Here is a 14,331-nt window from a genome sequence, read left to right as displayed (position 1 = left end):
TCGCCATGAGCACTACCTGGCAGGACCGACTCGCCGAACTCATCGCCGGCGACCACAGCTATACCGGAGACCCTGTAGACGCCGGCGCCCAGCTGCGGGTCGTCGACGAGGAGGGCAACGAGGTGTTCCTGCAGGCCCTTGCCCGCCAGCACCGCGTCGACGAGGACGACCCGCAGCTGATATGGATACGGCCGCTGGTCGGCGGCGCGGAGTCCGCCGGCCTCGGCTACGTGTTCAACCTCAGCACGGCCCGGCGCCGAGGGCTGGGCTGGACGGAAGCCCATCTGGAGGAGAACGGGGACGTCGTACTGCGCCTGCAGTCCGGCGAGACCGCGGTCGTACAGCCGGCCGGCGGTGAGCGGCTGGTCGAACTGCAGCGCTGGGACCGCTTCACCGACCGCCTCACACGCGAGGAGGAAGTACAGCTCGACGCTCTGGATTCCGACTCCTGGCACGGCCAGTTCTCGTGACCGAATCCGCAGCAGCCGGTCGGCTGAGAACGTCTTGGCATGATGGTCCCGCCGGCGGCACTGCGCCGGCTTTCGAGCTGGCATCGACAGGACGGAGAAGGCGTCATCATGCGGACCCAGCGACGCGGCGTCAGCAACTTCGACGGCCGGCGTCTGGCGCAGGCCCGGGTCCGGCGTGGATGGGCACCGGCGCAGCTGGCTTCCGAGGCCGCCGTCACCGTGACGGTACTCAATCAGTACGAGGCCGAGGAGCGCGTGCCGGCACCGGGCACGCTGTCGCGACTGGCCAACGCCCTCGGCTGCGCGGTCGAGGATCTGTGCCGGCCGGCAGCCGTGACACTGAGGGACTTGCGCCAGCGCGTGGGTGCCAGCCAGCAGGAGATCGCCGATGCTTCCGGTCGCAAGCGCAGCGCGTACGCCATGCTCGAGCAGGGCCGCACCACGACGCTGACGCCGCAGGAGGCGGACGTGCTCGCCGGGTTCCTCGGTGTGGACCGCCACACCGTGGAGACCGCCCACGCCGTCTCGGTGGCCGGCCAGGCGTCGCGGCCGGCTCCTCTCGTGCTTGAGGGTTCCCTTCTGGAGAGCCTGGCCGATCACTTCGCCATGGCTCCGGAGGAGTTGCTGCACCTGGCGCAGCGGCTGACGGCCGGCGAGGGTGGTGAGAAGAGGTGACGTACCACCGTGGTCACCCGGTGACCGTAGCTCGCCACGAGGCTCTACGCAGCCCGCTTCCGCGCGGTCAGGCCCACCTGCCTGTGGACACGCGGTGGCTCCGGAGCCGGGCCGAGTTGTTCCGTGAGGCTGCGGAGCGGTCGTTCGCCCTGACCTTCGACATCGCCCGGTACGCCGAGGCCACCGGACTGCGCTTCCATCCGCACTATGTGGCTCAGGTCTACCGGGGCGAGGAAGGTGCTCGGCTGGACACCCCGCTCATGGTGGTGAACCTGGCCCAGGTTTCGACACGGGCGGACGCCGACCGTGTGCTCGCCCATGAGTGCATGCACTTGCGGGTGCCCTCCTACGGGCACAAGAAGAGTGCGTTCGCCTGCGCGCAGGAGATCCTGGACCAGGTCGCTTCCCTCCCCCTGACGCCTGCGTAGAACCTCTCCTTAAGGCGCCGTTGAGCCACGCGGCAGGGACACGGTCCCCGGTGTGGGAAGGGTCCGTTGACCACGGTCTCCCACACCGCCAGGGCTTGCTTAATTCTATGAGACTCCATATAGTTCTTCTTGTGAGGGCGCGAGACGCCCCGCCTCGAACCATCCCGTAGGAGCCGCCTTCGCGGCTCGCCCCTTCGCCTCGTTCCCCCCCCCCGGGCGAAGGGGCCGCGAGGCCCGGACCGGGCTCACCCCCTTGGCCGGTCCGGGCCTCGCCTTCCCCTCTGGGGCCACATCGTTGAGGAGAATGACGTGCACGCAACCCTGAGCCCCGTTCTGGATGCGATAGAAGATGCCGCCCGTCAGGCTGCTGTCGCCCGCGCGACCGGCACGGTGATCAACGCCCCCTCGCGCCCGGAGCCGACCGTCCTGGAGGCGACCTCCGAGAATGAGGGCATCGCAGCAGTACTGCGCCACCGGCTCGGGCTGGACGACCACGTCCGGCTGAGCGTCTACGAAGACGCGAACCACCCGCTGTTCCCCGCCGCACGACGCTTCCGCGCAGCTCGCATCCAGCTGTCCCACGGCCGTCGGCGCTACATCTTCATCGCCACCTACGAGGACGGTTCCTCCAGGCTGTGCTTCAGTCTGATCGCGCCTTGCCACGCCTGCCTCTCACCCGTTCCCTCCGTGGTCATCGACACCTTGGCGGACTTCGGCGACTGGCTCATCGGCGCCCGGGACCAGCGCAAGGCTTCGCTGTGCCGTTCCTCGCCCGCACACCGCACCGACTGTCCAGTGCACGGAAACTGACCGCTCCACCTGTGCCGGAGGCGGCCCACGCCTCGGCACGACTTCCAAGGGTGCCCCCGGCTCTTCGAGCCGGGGGCACCCTGCATGAACGGCGCATCGCGCCTCGCTCACACGCCGCCGGCCGACCGCACGGTCACCGGCGGCCGCGCTCCGGCTCTTGGCCGGGGCCCCCGTCCGCCCCAGAAGTGAGAGCAAGCATGGTCTCCCCCAGTTCCGCTACCGCTGTCGTACACGTGAAGGCAACCCGGTCCGCCCTGTACGACTTCACCCTGACGATCGCTCTACCGGAAGAAGTCGGCGCCCAGCCCGCGGCAATTCGGCAGTATGTCGAGGAGCTTCGGCCCGAAGTGCTCGCCGCAGAGTGCACAGACTCCACCCTGGACCGGACCACCGATGTCGTCCTGGTGGACGTTCTCGGTATCGAGTTCCCGGCCAAGAACGCCATCGGGGGAGCCCACGATGAGCGCTGACGCACACGGCCCCCTCGGTCGCGTGGTTCTCGACCCTGAGTGCCGCGTCAGTGGCACCGACGGTGACGGGTTCCGCGAACGTCTGGCCGACTGGCTGATGTTCATGGTGCCGATGTTCATCGCGGAGCAGCGCGACGCCTCCGCTGACGAGATCGAACGCGCCCGCACCGAAGCGCTCGAACAGATCGCCAGCCACGGCGACGACCTCCAGTTCGGAGGCAAACACCAGGGCTCTTCCCGTGCGGCCCTGGCCAAGGGCTTCGCCGTCCTGGCCCGCGCAGAAGGCGGCATCAGTGCGCTCGGCGTCCACGCGTGCACCACCCCGCACCTCCACTGTCCCGGCGGGCACCACGGCGCCCCCGACCTCACGAAGGCCAAGAAGTGAACAATGCAGCGGAAAACAACGGAACCGCCAAGCAGCAACCCCGGAAGTGGCTTCTCACGCAGAACTCACAGCTCCGCAGAGAGGGAATTTTCAACTGGACTCTGCCAGCTTTTGCCGTGAAACTCCCAGATGGCTCGAATTTCAACGTATGCCCCCAGGCCGGCGCTTGCGCTTCCCTTTGTTATGCGCGCGTCGGGGCCTACCGTTTCAAGAATGTTCGCGCTGCACATATTCGCAACCTTCTACTGTGTCGAGATTCTCCTGACGAGTGGGAGAAGCGCATGACGGAGGAGTTGAGTCATAAGCGCTACAAAGGAAAATGGATTCGCCTTCATGACGCTGGCGACTTCTTTTCCGACAGCTACCTGTCGGCTTGGCTACGCATTATGGATGCCTCGCCCGACGTACGGTTTTACTGCTACACAAAGGAAATCAGCCGGTTCAAACGTCTTGTTGAGCCCGTTGCGCCGGGAAACTTCCTCTGGTGCTACAGCCTCGGTGGGCGCGAGGACCACCTCATCGACCGGGAGCGCGAACGGCATGCTGATGTATTTCCTGACGCTGAGGCCGTCGCCGCAGCCGGATACTCCGACCAGACCGAATCGGATCTCCTGTCGGTTCTCAGCGAATCACCTCTTGTCGGGATTCCAGCAAATGAAATTCCGCACCTAAAGAAGCGCCAGGGGTCGGAATCCTTTGGAAGCCTTCAGGAAGCACTGGACGCCAAGCTGGCGGAGAAGAGTATCCGCGCGGCCGGGCGAGCATTTCACCTGGCGTCCTGACGAAGGAGCTTCACTTTCCTGGAAACGGGGCGGGTCCAGCATCGAGCTGGGCCCGCCCCGCTGGCGTCTCGGGTCGGACACGCCACCATCGGATTGCGCAAGTCTATGAGTTTGGGTAATCTCGCCGACGAGGTCGCCCCCTGCGCCTCTCAGCCGGCGCACCACACCGGCCAGGGTGCGGACGTACGGAGTCGTCGGCCCGAACAGCAGCAGAACAACCCGGCCACCCCCATACGGGGCGGGCCCCGACGATCCGCCGGCTCAGCTGGCCACGGACGGAGCGACCACGATGATCCCCGCGGGCACCGACCGCGAGTACACCAACTACGACAAGATGGCGGCACGGTACAAGGTGGACCGCACGACGGCGGCCAGGTGGTCCCGGGAGGAGGGGTTCCCCGAGCTCCTCTACACCGCAGGTCAGGGCAGTCTCCAGATCTACGACGAGAACGACGTCGATGACTGGGTGCGTGAAAACCACTTCGGCTCATGGTTCCAGTCCCAGCGGGACAAGAAGAACCCCCTGAACCTGCCCAAGGGCGGCCCCCGCGACCTGTTGGCGCTTCGACGTATCGGTGAGCTCGAGGGCCGAGCCCTGAACCGGCCGGCCACGCCGACCGCCACCCTGCGCACCTACGTGTCCAAGGGGATCCTGCCGCCGGCCGACCGGACACCGGACGACGGCCTCCAGCCGAAGGTCACCGAGCCCATGTGGTTCCGCGAGACCGCCTACGCCTACATCAGCCGGCCGCGCCGCACACGCCGCGCGGAGAACACCGGCGAGGGTCGGAGGAGCACGTCTGAGCAGTCACCAGACGCCGGTCAGCTGCTCAAGCTGGATCTGCCGGCCGGTGAACCTGGCGACCTGCTGACTTTGCGGGAGATCGGGGAGATCGATGGGGAAGCGCGCGGGCGCGGCAAGGCCACCACCATCAGCACGTTGAAGAACTACCAGTCCCGGAAGCTGCTGGCGAAGCCGGATCGGTTGCCCGGTGACGACCTGGAGCCGGCTGTCGAGGAACCCATGTGGTTCCGCTCTACCGCCTACCGCTTCATCCGCCGCCCGGGACGGCTGGGCGCAGCAGCGCGTGCCCCGCGCGCGAGCTCGGAGGCACCGCAAGAGCTGCGCGAGGACTTGGAGCTCCCGAAAGGGGCGGACACCGACCTGCTGTCCCTGGAAGAGATCGGTGTGATCGACGGGGAGGCGCGCGGGCGCGGCAAGGCCGCCTCCGTGCCGTCGATGCGGACGCACCTGTACAACGGATCGCTGGCGAAGCCGGATCGGATGCCTGGTGACGGCCTCGAGCCGGCTGTCGAGGAGCCCATGTGGTTCCGCTCTACCGCCTACCGCTTCATCCGCCGCCCGGGCAAGCTCGGCGGTGCCCGCTGATGACCGGGCCCGTTATCGCCGGGCGCAGCCGGCAAGCGGAGCCGTGCGGGACTCGCCCTGACCGGAAGGTAGAACGATGAGCTCCGGCAAGCGCCCTGCGGCCCGGCTGGACCGGGTAGGCATCGCCGACACGTACGGCGAACTACCCCGGACGGTTGACGCATGGGTGAGGCTGCTGAACTTTCCCGACCCGGTAGGCGAAGACGAAGAGGAATGGGACGCGCAGCAGGTCGACGACTGGGTGAAGGTCAGCCGGCCGCAGTCCTGGCCGGCCCGCCCCCAGCGGGCGGACACTTCGGTGAAAGAGCCGACGGCAGCGCAGGCTGCCTCGGCGAGCGCCGCCGAGACGGCTGCCCCGGGCGCCGTGGGCGCGGACGATTTGGAGGGCAAGGCCGGGCTGGCGCTTCGGTACGGCGTCAGCGAGTCGACGGTTGGGACGTGGAGCCGGATCGAAGGCTTCCCCGGGTCGGCGGGCAACCGATGGCGTACAAGCGCTGTTGACGACTGGGTCGAGCAGCACCGGCCACACGTCTGGGCGGAGTTCAAGGGCGAGAGGCCCCCGGTCGTGGTCCCGCCCCCGGAGGGCGATCCGAAGGATCTGTACGACGTCGGCGGTTACGGCGTCATTCTCGGCAACGCCACTCGGGGCGAGCCGTTGCCGCGTGCTACCGCGCTGACGTACAAGCGCCAGGGGCATCTGGAGCCTCCGGATCGGACTCGGGGCGACCGGAAGCGGCCCGAGGTCTTCGAGGACATGTGGTTCCTGGAGACGATCACCAAGCACGTGTACTCGCGCAGGGGGCCAGGCCGGATTCGGGCCGGCCGGACACACCGCACGAACAAGAAGCGGTGAGTACCGGCTCCTAGTCGCGGAGGTAGACAGCGCGCATGGGTGTGTGGCCCCAACGGGGTTCCGTTGGGGCCACACACCCATGCGCCGGACTCAGCGCCGGTGGATCAGCTTCCGCCACCGCGAACGCCGACGCACCGAAAAAGCGTCCCGCTGCGACTCCTCACCCGCTAGTTCGAATACGGCGTCGAGCATTTCGGGGTGGTTGGGCAGCGTCCAGTAACCGCTCAGCGCGTGATTGACCTCGCGCAGCGCGTCCAAGGGCGCCACGCCGTAGACCAGGTGGCTGTAGACGGCCGCGACAGCGGGGGTACGGCTGCGCCCGGCAACGCAGTGGAGGAGGACGCGCTTGCCCTCCTGGCGGAGCCGAAGAACCTCGCGGGCGGCTTGGTCGAGGGTAAAGTGGAGGTGCGAGTTCGTACCAGACTTGTCCACCAGCCAGACGCGTACGTGCTGGACGTCGGTAGTGGTCAAGATCGGATCGGACCCCACCCGGCACAGGGAGACAACCGCGTCGACCGGAGCGGGTCCGGGGTGCTCGGTCAGCGCCAGGTTGCCCAGGATGAGGTCGGGGTCATGAGGGTGCCGCACGGTGAACGCCTTTCCCGACGAAACGGGGGTGGTGACGCGGGGCGCGGAGGGCCAGCCGTCGCGGTCGTCCTGCCCGGTGCGGGCAGTGAGAACGGCGAGTCGGATCAGGTCCGTACTGGAATTGGTCGGCCACCCGTGAACCTTGTTCTGCCAGGCCAGCGGGACAGCGGAGGAACCCCAGCGCGCGCCGAGCAGCGATCCGGCGATGGCGGCAACGGTGTCGGTGTCGTTCCCGGCCCGTACGGCGGCCTCCAGCGCGAGCTGGAGGTGCTGAGCGGCGAAGCTGCCCTGTTCAGGCAGGTCCTTGGGGACCGGGGTGCGGGTGATGGCGGACCACGCGGCCTGGAGGGCTTCGACCACCCAGCCGTTGCGCCGGAAGTGGCGCGGCGGGTGAGCCTCGGCCGTGTCGAGCCGGGCTGCCCAGACAGCGCGGCGCTCCTCGGGCAGAAGGTCGAGGCCCTCACGGACGCCCTCGAACGTACCGGTCAGGACGGCGGTCCTGATGCCGGAGCACCACAGGATGCACGCCTCGGCGCAGTCGGGGTCGGCGTGCGTCAGCTCACTGACCAGCCTTGCGGCTTCGGCCATCGCCGTCGCGTCGTCCAGGTAGGCGAGTGCGACGATGCCCGTCCTCATGAGCGAGCCGTTCCCGGCGCTGCTCTTCGGGTGGGCGGCGGCGTGTCGGCGGGACACGGCCAGCATCGCTTCGGAAGGTGAAGTCCCCTTGGCACGCATGGTGGTGCCCAGGACGCTGCGCGTCTGGTTGCCAACGTCAGCCGGGCCGCTCCCGTACCAGCGGAGGAAGTTCATGGCGATCGCGTCGAGGGCTTCCGGGGTACGCAGATCTGCGCCGGTGGCGGCGACCTCGGCGATGCAGACGTGCATCTGGGTGTCGTCGCTGTACTCGCCGGGAGCGAAGTTGAAGGGGCCGCCGCCCTTCATCTCCGGGAAGCGGTCGTCGTTCATGCTCGGGCGGAACTCGTACGGCACGCCGAGAGCGTCACCCGCTCCGGCGCCCAGAAGCACTCCGGCGGCGCGGTCCGTGGCCTTCTCGTCCAGACGCGCGGGGTCGCTCTCTGCGGACCACGGCCCGAAGCCGGCGTAAGGGAGCGGGGAAGCGGGGTACGAAGACATGAGATCTCTTTCTGCGGCGGCCGCTGGGGCCGAGGGCGCCCCGCACATGAGCGGAGTCGAGGGAGCACACGGCGTGGAGTCAGCCGGGCGGTGCGCCGCACGCTCTGCGGTGGCGACGCATTGACAAGTTGTCATAGCGTCACTTCGAACGTCAAGGGATTCAAGGATATTGCTTAAAGCCATGTGTCTGTGTATGGTTATGGATGTTCCGGGGTGACGAACTCCCCGAACTCCCCTGTAGTTCAGCGGATAGAGCTGCGGCTTGCGGAGCCTCGACTCTTCCCAGGGGTGCTCCCGCCCAGGTGCCGCCAGCTCAGGATCGGCACCGCACCGCCATCAACCCGGAGTACGTCATGCTCCCCCCCGATCTGGCCCGGCTCGTCCTGGCCGCCGACCGAAGCCGGCTCGTCGCTGCCGTGCAGGCGGCCGCCGATGTCGTCGCCTGGTACGCGCCGCCACCGAAGCCCGACTACGCGGACACCCGCCTGAGCATCGCCCGCAGTGAGGCGAAGGCGGAGCTGGCCGAAGAGGTGGTGGACGCCATCGTGCTCACGTTGAGCGCATGCACGATGGCGGCCCCCGCGGCCAACGCCACAAACCCTCCGGACTCACCCAACTCTGCAACGGAGCAGCAACCTTGACCGCTCACTGGCGATCCATCCCCATGCCCCCGAACGTCGCACGGCTGCCGCGCAACACCGCGGGCCGGCCGGTTCCCATCAACACGCCCTGGTACGAGGCTGCCGACGACGGCGGACAGATGGACATCAGATCCAGCGCCGACCTGGGAGAGCACGTGGCGTGCCCGTGCGAACCCGGTCGCGGCACTGCCGCGTTCGGCGACCAGTGCCCGCCCCGTCAAAGGAAGTTGATGGAGCAGCGCCTCTGCGGGATCTGCGGAAAGACGATCAAGAAGACGAGCAGTCTGGTGTTCATCGGCGCCCCGAACGCAGGCTTCTACATCGAACCTCCCGTTCACCCCCGGTGCGCGGCGTACGCACTGCTGGTCTGCCCGACGCTGTCAGCGGCCGACGACGTCGAGCTGACGATCGCCCGCAGCTATGTTCTGCGCGAGCGCCGCATGACCGGGGTGTCACCCGACTTCAAGATCATTTATGACCTCTTCCCGCACCGGGATCCGAACGCACGCCGCAGGGGGCCGCTCGACTTCTATCTGGCCTTCCCCGAGGACGCCCACCGGGTCGCCGCCAAGGAGTGGATGACCAGGCACGCCCCTCGGCTGTAACCCGTTGACGACGAGAGAGCCCATGACGTGCAAGTGCGGAGCCCGGACGTACGAGGGTCACCTGAAGAAGACCCAGGCCAGCTACCCCGGCCACACCTACCGCGGCGCCGTCTGGCTGCCGCCGCAGCCGGCCCGATCGAATGGAAGCAACGAACGATGCGAACTCCCGCCGACTCCCGAGCAGACGCCCAGCGCCTGATCGAAGCCTTGGCCAGCCCACCGCCCCGAGACGAACGAGGCCGCGCCAACGCCGTGCAGGCCGGGCTGCTGCGCAGCGGACTGCTCGACGAGGACGACCTGAGCACCCCGGCTGTCGTATCTGCCATCCGGGACGGTCTGACCAGCCTGGTCCACCTCCTGGACGAAGCCGCCCCGGGACACGGGGCCGAACAACTACTGCTGCTCCTGTTCGCCGAGCGCGCGCAGTTCGCGCCCCATCGCGTACCGAAGTGGCAGATCCGGGCCCGTGACACGGCCATCGTCTTGCTGGCCCATGCCCTGCGGCACGCGGAGGACCCGCTCCACCTCCTCGGCGCGGCCCTGGAGGTGCACGCCGAAGAGAGGCGCGAGAGCGGCACCTTCGTCCCTTCCCGCCGCGCCTCCGGGCAGGCACCGGCCGCCGTCACACCGGCCCTCACTCTCGACCAGACAGAACTGCACCTGGCCGTCGGGGCCTTCGAGCCGGGCATTCTCACCGTCTGCGGGCAGCAGGTGGAGCAGAAGGCCGCAGACGCCGCAGGCAGGGGCGGCGGCCTCCCGCCAGAGTGCGCGGGCTGCTTCGGCCGGGCGCCCCTGAACCCGGCGCCGATCTTCACCCCCGGAGAGCACGACGCCTGGACCGCCTTCCTCGTAGACCACCGTCCGGAGGAGGTATGAATCCCGAGCACGGATCAGCCATCGAACGGCGGCGGGCCGCGCAACTGCCGCCCGGCATCGCGGCCTTGCCGCGGGACGCGCGCGGGTATCCCATCAGCTTCGTGACCGCGGTGGGGCCTGACGGCACGCCCGACTTCACCGAGTTGGACGGCCCTCGACGGGCCCGGGCCATCGTCGAGCACCTGTGCGGCCTGTGCGGTCGGACACTCCCGCTGGTCCGCGCCGTGATCGGAGGACTGCAGGTGGTGGAGCACCATCTCGCTATGGATCCGCCGATGTGCGTGCCGTGCGCGGTCTTCGCCGCTACCCACGCGGCAGCCGGCTGCCCCTTCCTCCTGATGCCCTCCGCGCGCTTCCGCAAGGACCGCAGCACCCGGCCGTCGTCGCCGCTGGTGGCTAAGGAGCGCCCCCAGACCATGTACCTGGCCCGCACCTTCGCCCACGAAGCCGTTCGCCTCCGGCTCCCCGACGATTCCGAGGAGGTCATGGCGCTCTGCGACAGATGGACCGGCCTCGAAGAAATCCGGGCGGGCAAGCTGGTCGATGCGCGGCACCTCATCCCGAGATGACTGCTTAACACTGTGACCGGCCGTACGGTTGGGGCGGTGGCGCCGTCGCGTGCCACCGCCCCGAGCCGCGAGCCGGCCCGCTCCTGCGGTCGGCGAAGGAAGCGCACCCAGTGCCGATCACCTCGCCACACAGCGAGTGGAACATTGCTTAATTCTATGGATTCATATATTTTTTCAACAACCTTGGGGCGTCACACAACCGATGCCCGACCTCACTCATGAGCCGAAGGAACATACCCGTGTCCAGCAAGCGCAGTGTGCCCGCACCCTCCGTACCGCAGGACAGCCCAGTGCGGTGCCCCGTCCCCCGCAGACGGACCGAGGCGGCGGCCGCTCCGAGACGGTGCAGCACCCGACCGCGCATCGGCGGCCTCGTCGTGCCGTGGATCTCGTACCAGCACGGCGAGCACGCGATGTTCGGCACGGTCGATCCCGTCAAGGCGAGCAGGGCGTTGACTCACCGGCTGTGCCAGATCTGTGGGGAGCAGCTGGACGAGCGCTCCTGTCTGGCAGTGCGGCCGATGGACGTCCGTGTCGGCTTCGCCGCCGAACCGGCGCTCCATCCGGAGTGCCTGGCCTACAGCAAGCAGCACTGCCCCATGCTCAACGGCACTGCGGCGGCGTACAGGACAACTTCCGCAGCGCTCACGCACCCGGCCGGGCGGCCGTGCCACGATCCTGGCTGCCCGTGCCTGGAGATCATCGGACCGGACGAAGGGCACGCGGCGCGCTCAGGCCGCCCGGCGGACGACTTCGACGCTTGGATGATCGACATCTCCAACTACCGGATCAAGTCGGCCCCGGGGCGGCCGCATGTGCTGCTCGGCGTCGATCTGGACGTGCCGGTCCTCCGTATCCGCCCCATTCGACGGGCCCCTCGTCCGGAGTCGGACCGGCTACGCGCACTGATGAGCGCCATGCTGAACCTGTAATCCGTCCCGCGCCGGCGTCCGCGCCACCGTTCCGTCAACGACCTCGACACCTCGGAGACAGCCCATGCCTACTTCCCCGACCCCGACCGCCGTCCGGCTCCTCAAGGCCGCGTCGGCCTCCGCAGACGGAGTTCTGCCCGTGACGGCCAGCCCGAAGGTGCTGCGTGCGCTGCTCGCTGACGGGTACATGTACCAGCGGGACAGCGACGGCTACCGGCTGTCGGTCGAGGACGCGCTGACAGCGAGGACCGGCACCCTCGTGATCACTCTGGAAGGTCGGCGGGCCATCCTGAGCACACCCCAGCTGTACGCCCTGAGCCGCCACGTCGAGCCCAGCGGTCGGCTGGCGCCGAACGTGACGTGGCAGACGGCGAAGTCCCTCGCCGCGCTCGGCCTGGTCGAGTACCGCGATGCGAACGGCGCCACGCGAACGAACGACGGCGACACCGGGGTATCGGGGGCCGTTCACTACCCCTTCCGCACCGACCTGGGCGGGCAGGTCGCTGAACTCGCGGCCGTCGGCCCGGCACCCACCGGTGCCCGGCCGCTGATCGCTGCGGTGCCCGGCACCTCCGCCGACGCCCCCGAGCGGAGGAACGCATGAGCGCGAAGGCAGCGCTGTCGTCGCCGAGCAGATGCGTGCCGATCTCGCCGGCTTCTTCGGCAGGCCGATCGGCGGCCTGCCCGTGTCCCTGGACTTCATCCAGGCCATGCACCTGAGCCACACCAGCCAGGACTTCGCCGGCGACCGGGAGGCCATCAAGCTCCACCTGAACCAGGTCACGCAGATGTCCAAGAACCTCGACCAAGCGCAGGTACGGGTCGGCCACGCCGACGCTCACCTCCGCCGTGGCCGACCATGAACTGGTCACCAAGCTCCGGGCTACTCCTGGAGGACGCCGACGAGGTCCCGGCCCGGGTCGGTGTCGCCCCCCCCATTACCTTTTTGGTGGCCCCGCAACGGGGCTGCCGGCCTCCGGGCCCGGCATGACTTCCCCCCCTTGTTAACCATGATCCGGGGGGTGGTGTCACCGGGCCCGGAGGCACTGACTGACCGCTGATTAGGGGCATGACCACCGACTCTTCGCAGGTCGGGAGGCTCTTCGTAATGTGGATGTGGCGATCGGTGCCGTGGACGAGGCCGGGCAGAAGCACGACCGGAGGATGCACGTGATCGAGACCGGCGACATCGACGTCTATCTCGGCCTGGACGTCGGCAAGGGCGAACACCACGCCACCGCCGTCACCCCGGCCGGCAAGAAGGCGTTCGACAAACGCCTGCCCAACACCGAGCCCAAGCTCCGCGAGCTGTTCGCGAAACTCCAGGCCAAGCACGGGACGGTGCTGGTCGTGGTCGACCAGCCGGCCTCGATCGGAGCCCTGCCCCTGGCGGTCGCCCGGGACATGGGCTGCCCCGTCGCCTACCTGCCCGGTCTGACGATGCGGCGGATCGCCGACCTCTACCCGGGCGAGGCCAAGACGGACGCGAGGGACGCGTTCATCATTGCCGACGCCGCCCGCGCGATGCCTCACACCCTGCGCTCGGTCGACCTCGAAGACGAGACGATCGCCGAGCTGGAGATGATCGTCGGCTTCGACGACGACCTGACCGGTGAGGCCACCCGGGTCGCGAACCGGCTCCACGGCCTGCTCACCCAGATCCACCCGTCCCTGGAACGGGTCCTGGGACCGCGGTTGCAACACCCGGCCGTCCTGGCCCTGCTGGAGCGGTTCGGGTCACCGGACCAGATCCGCAAGGCGGGCCGCCGGCGGCTGGTCACGCTGCTGCGGCCGAAGGCGCCGCGGATGGCCGAGCGCCTGGTCGAGGACATATTCACCGCGCTGGACGAGCAGACCGTTGTGGTCCCCGGCACCGAAGCGGCCGCTCTCATCGTCCCGAGCCTGGCCGGCTCGCTCGCCGCCGTCCTCGACCAGCGCAAGCTCCTGGCCGGGCGGATCGAGGAACTGCTGGAGGCCCACCCTCTCTCCCAGGTCCTGATCTCGATGCCGGGAGTCGGGATCAGGACCGGAGCCAGGATCCTCATCGAAGTCGGCGACGGCAGCAGCTTCCCCTCCGCCGCCCACCTCGCCGCCTACGCAGGACTCGCCCCGGCAACCCGCAACTCAGGCTCCTCGATCCGCGGCGAACAGCCATCCCGAAGAGGAAACAAACAGCTCAAACGGGCCTTCTTCCTCTCCGCTTTCGCCGCCCTCGGCGACCCGGCCTCCCGGGCCTACTACGACAAGAAGATCGGCCAGGGCAAGCACCACACCCAGGCTCTGCTCTGCCTCGCCCGACGCCGGGCCGACGTCCTCTTCGCCATGCTCCGCGACGGAACCTTCTACGAACCTCAACCCGCCACCGCCAGATGAGGAGGTCAAACCGATCCGTCAGTCCTCCGGCCGCAACCGCTGACGAGCCGCCTCAAGCCGCCGGTCGTAATCGGGCGCGAACAGCTCGGGCAGTGCCTTGTCCAACGTCCCGGCGATCCGATGGATCGGCGCCCAGACCGCCGGATCGTCGACAACACGACTGAGGTCCGTCATCTGGAGCCTCTCCAGCCAATGCGACAGCACCAGCGCCTCATCAGCCGTGTGGCTTCGTTCACTTCTAGGGGCAGCGTTTGTCCGCCAGTTTGGGCAGCAGTTGCGGATCTTGAGGCCCGTGAATGTTCATGAGAAATAGCAACGGGGGCGATGCGCGGTGCGTCACTGCCCGGCGG

General features: G+C 68.4%; 19 protein-coding genes. 17 read left to right on the top strand and 2 right to left on the bottom strand.

The window, feature by feature from the left end:
- Positions 1 to 5 precede the first annotated feature (5 nt).
- The 9 genes from MHW47_RS06130 to MHW47_RS06090 all read left to right on the top strand — a co-directional run bounded on the left by MHW47_RS06130 (position 6) and on the right by MHW47_RS06090 (position 6,263).
- Positions 6 to 470 carry a hypothetical protein gene (locus MHW47_RS06130; protein WP_239221600.1) on the top strand — a complete coding sequence of 155 codons (465 nt, stop codon included), beginning with the start codon at positions 6 to 8 and terminating at the stop codon, positions 468 to 470.
- A gap of 39 nt (positions 471 to 509) precedes the next feature.
- On the top strand, positions 510 to 1,145 hold the full coding sequence (locus tag MHW47_RS06125) for a helix-turn-helix transcriptional regulator (RefSeq protein ID WP_239221599.1): 636 nt from the start codon (positions 510 to 512) through the stop codon (positions 1,143 to 1,145).
- 116 nt (positions 1,146 to 1,261) lie between these two features.
- A complete protein-coding gene (locus tag MHW47_RS06120) occupies positions 1,262 to 1,573 on the top strand; it encodes a hypothetical protein (RefSeq protein ID WP_239221598.1) in 312 nt (103 codons plus the stop codon).
- A 309-nt stretch (positions 1,574 to 1,882) separates the two neighbouring features.
- Positions 1,883 to 2,383, top strand: a complete 501-nt coding sequence (locus MHW47_RS06115; RefSeq protein ID WP_239221597.1) for a hypothetical protein — start codon at positions 1,883 to 1,885, stop codon at positions 2,381 to 2,383.
- A 197-nt stretch (positions 2,384 to 2,580) separates the two neighbouring features.
- Positions 2,581 to 2,853 (top strand): hypothetical protein, encoded by a 273-nt coding sequence (locus MHW47_RS06110; protein ID WP_239221596.1) that lies wholly within the window; start codon positions 2,581 to 2,583, stop codon positions 2,851 to 2,853.
- Positions 2,843 to 3,238 carry a hypothetical protein gene (locus tag MHW47_RS06105; protein WP_239221595.1) on the top strand — a complete coding sequence of 132 codons (396 nt, stop codon included), beginning with the start codon at positions 2,843 to 2,845 and terminating at the stop codon, positions 3,236 to 3,238. Before MHW47_RS06110 ends, MHW47_RS06105 begins: the two co-directional genes overlap by 11 nt.
- Complete coding sequence (locus tag MHW47_RS06100) at positions 3,235 to 4,020, top strand: hypothetical protein (protein ID WP_239221594.1); 786 nt, start codon at positions 3,235 to 3,237, stop codon at positions 4,018 to 4,020. The genes MHW47_RS06105 and MHW47_RS06100 overlap by 4 nt, the downstream gene beginning before the upstream one ends.
- A 289-nt stretch (positions 4,021 to 4,309) precedes the next feature.
- Positions 4,310 to 5,410 carry a hypothetical protein gene (locus MHW47_RS06095; protein WP_239221593.1) on the top strand — a complete coding sequence of 367 codons (1,101 nt, stop codon included), beginning with the start codon at positions 4,310 to 4,312 and terminating at the stop codon, positions 5,408 to 5,410.
- Positions 5,411 to 5,486: 76 nt separating this feature from the next.
- Positions 5,487 to 6,263, top strand: coding sequence for a hypothetical protein (locus tag MHW47_RS06090; protein WP_239221592.1), 777 nt, complete (start codon positions 5,487 to 5,489; stop codon positions 6,261 to 6,263).
- A 90-nt stretch (positions 6,264 to 6,353) separates the two neighbouring features.
- On the opposite strand, the gene MHW47_RS06085 is transcribed toward MHW47_RS06090, so the two are convergent.
- Positions 6,354 to 7,985, bottom strand: a complete 1,632-nt coding sequence (locus MHW47_RS06085; RefSeq protein WP_239221591.1) for an ADP-ribosylglycohydrolase family protein — start codon at positions 7,983 to 7,985, stop codon at positions 6,354 to 6,356.
- 353 nt (positions 7,986 to 8,338) lie between these two features.
- Here MHW47_RS06085 and MHW47_RS06080 point away from each other — a divergent pair, with 353 nt between their 5' ends.
- From MHW47_RS06080 to MHW47_RS06045, 8 genes are all read left to right on the top strand, one after another.
- Complete coding sequence (locus MHW47_RS06080) at positions 8,339 to 8,626, top strand: hypothetical protein (RefSeq protein ID WP_239221590.1); 288 nt, start codon at positions 8,339 to 8,341, stop codon at positions 8,624 to 8,626.
- Positions 8,623 to 9,231: a hypothetical protein gene (locus tag MHW47_RS06075; RefSeq protein ID WP_239221589.1), complete on the top strand. Its 609-nt coding sequence runs from the start codon at positions 8,623 to 8,625 to the stop codon at positions 9,229 to 9,231. The genes MHW47_RS06080 and MHW47_RS06075 overlap by 4 nt, the downstream gene beginning before the upstream one ends.
- Before the next feature lie 156 nt (positions 9,232 to 9,387).
- The gene (locus MHW47_RS06070; protein WP_239221588.1) at positions 9,388 to 10,107 is read left to right on the top strand and encodes a hypothetical protein; all 720 of its coding nucleotides are present in this window, start codon (positions 9,388 to 9,390) and stop codon (positions 10,105 to 10,107) included.
- Positions 10,104 to 10,676 carry a hypothetical protein gene (locus tag MHW47_RS06065; protein WP_239221587.1) on the top strand — a complete coding sequence of 191 codons (573 nt, stop codon included), beginning with the start codon at positions 10,104 to 10,106 and terminating at the stop codon, positions 10,674 to 10,676. Before MHW47_RS06070 ends, MHW47_RS06065 begins: the two co-directional genes overlap by 4 nt.
- Positions 10,677 to 10,915: 239 nt before the next feature.
- Positions 10,916 to 11,608 carry a cell envelope biogenesis protein OmpA gene (locus MHW47_RS06060; RefSeq protein WP_239221586.1) on the top strand — a complete coding sequence of 231 codons (693 nt, stop codon included), beginning with the start codon at positions 10,916 to 10,918 and terminating at the stop codon, positions 11,606 to 11,608.
- 64 nt (positions 11,609 to 11,672) lie between these two features.
- On the top strand, positions 11,673 to 12,212 hold the full coding sequence (locus MHW47_RS06055) for a hypothetical protein (protein WP_239221585.1): 540 nt from the start codon (positions 11,673 to 11,675) through the stop codon (positions 12,210 to 12,212).
- Between the two features lie 31 nt (positions 12,213 to 12,243).
- Positions 12,244 to 12,471, top strand: a complete 228-nt coding sequence (locus tag MHW47_RS06050) for a hypothetical protein (RefSeq protein WP_239221584.1) — start codon at positions 12,244 to 12,246, stop codon at positions 12,469 to 12,471.
- Positions 12,472 to 12,772: 301 nt separating this feature from the next.
- Positions 12,773 to 13,981 carry an IS110 family transposase gene (locus MHW47_RS06045; RefSeq protein ID WP_239221626.1) on the top strand — a complete coding sequence of 403 codons (1,209 nt, stop codon included), beginning with the start codon at positions 12,773 to 12,775 and terminating at the stop codon, positions 13,979 to 13,981.
- Between the two features lie 18 nt (positions 13,982 to 13,999).
- Here MHW47_RS06045 and MHW47_RS06040 read toward each other — a convergent pair whose 3' ends face one another.
- Entirely contained in the window at positions 14,000 to 14,263 is a 264-nt protein-coding gene (locus MHW47_RS06040) for a hypothetical protein (RefSeq protein WP_374230057.1), read from the bottom strand.
- Between the last annotated feature and the right edge of the window lie 68 nt (positions 14,264 to 14,331).

The organism is Streptomyces sp. OfavH-34-F, from assembly GCF_022347745.1.
GTDB lineage: Bacteria > Actinomycetota > Actinomycetes > Streptomycetales > Streptomycetaceae > Streptomyces.
The sequence above is the reverse complement of the archived record's forward strand: the minus strand, read 5'-3'. Positions and strand labels throughout refer to the sequence as shown.

What these genes read in the sequence shown, in the direction of transcription:
- MHW47_RS06130 (WP_239221600.1), top strand. Translation starts at nt 6, where the DNA reads ATGAGCACTACCTGGCAGGACCGACTCGCCGAACTCATCGCCGGCGAC.
- MHW47_RS06125 (WP_239221599.1), top strand. Translation starts at nt 510, where the DNA reads ATGATGGTCCCGCCGGCGGCACTGCGCCGGCTTTCGAGCTGGCATCGA.
- MHW47_RS06110 (WP_239221596.1), top strand. Translation starts at nt 2,581, where the DNA reads ATGGTCTCCCCCAGTTCCGCTACCGCTGTCGTACACGTGAAGGCAACC.
- MHW47_RS06105 (WP_239221595.1), top strand. Translation starts at nt 2,843, where the DNA reads ATGAGCGCTGACGCACACGGCCCCCTCGGTCGCGTGGTTCTCGACCCT.
- MHW47_RS06095 (WP_239221593.1), top strand. Translation starts at nt 4,310, where the DNA reads ATGATCCCCGCGGGCACCGACCGCGAGTACACCAACTACGACAAGATG.
- MHW47_RS06090 (WP_239221592.1), top strand. Translation starts at nt 5,487, where the DNA reads ATGAGCTCCGGCAAGCGCCCTGCGGCCCGGCTGGACCGGGTAGGCATC.
- MHW47_RS06085 (WP_239221591.1), bottom strand. Translation starts at nt 7,985, where the DNA reads ATGTCTTCGTACCCCGCTTCCCCGCTCCCTTACGCCGGCTTCGGGCCG.
- MHW47_RS06080 (WP_239221590.1), top strand. Translation starts at nt 8,339, where the DNA reads ATGCTCCCCCCCGATCTGGCCCGGCTCGTCCTGGCCGCCGACCGAAGC.
- MHW47_RS06070 (WP_239221588.1), top strand. Translation starts at nt 9,388, where the DNA reads ATGCGAACTCCCGCCGACTCCCGAGCAGACGCCCAGCGCCTGATCGAA.
- MHW47_RS06065 (WP_239221587.1), top strand. Translation starts at nt 10,104, where the DNA reads ATGAATCCCGAGCACGGATCAGCCATCGAACGGCGGCGGGCCGCGCAA.
- MHW47_RS06055 (WP_239221585.1), top strand. Translation starts at nt 11,673, where the DNA reads ATGCCTACTTCCCCGACCCCGACCGCCGTCCGGCTCCTCAAGGCCGCG.
- MHW47_RS06050 (WP_239221584.1), top strand. Translation starts at nt 12,244, where the DNA reads ATGCGTGCCGATCTCGCCGGCTTCTTCGGCAGGCCGATCGGCGGCCTG.
- MHW47_RS06045 (WP_239221626.1), top strand. Translation starts at nt 12,773, where the DNA reads ATGCACGTGATCGAGACCGGCGACATCGACGTCTATCTCGGCCTGGAC.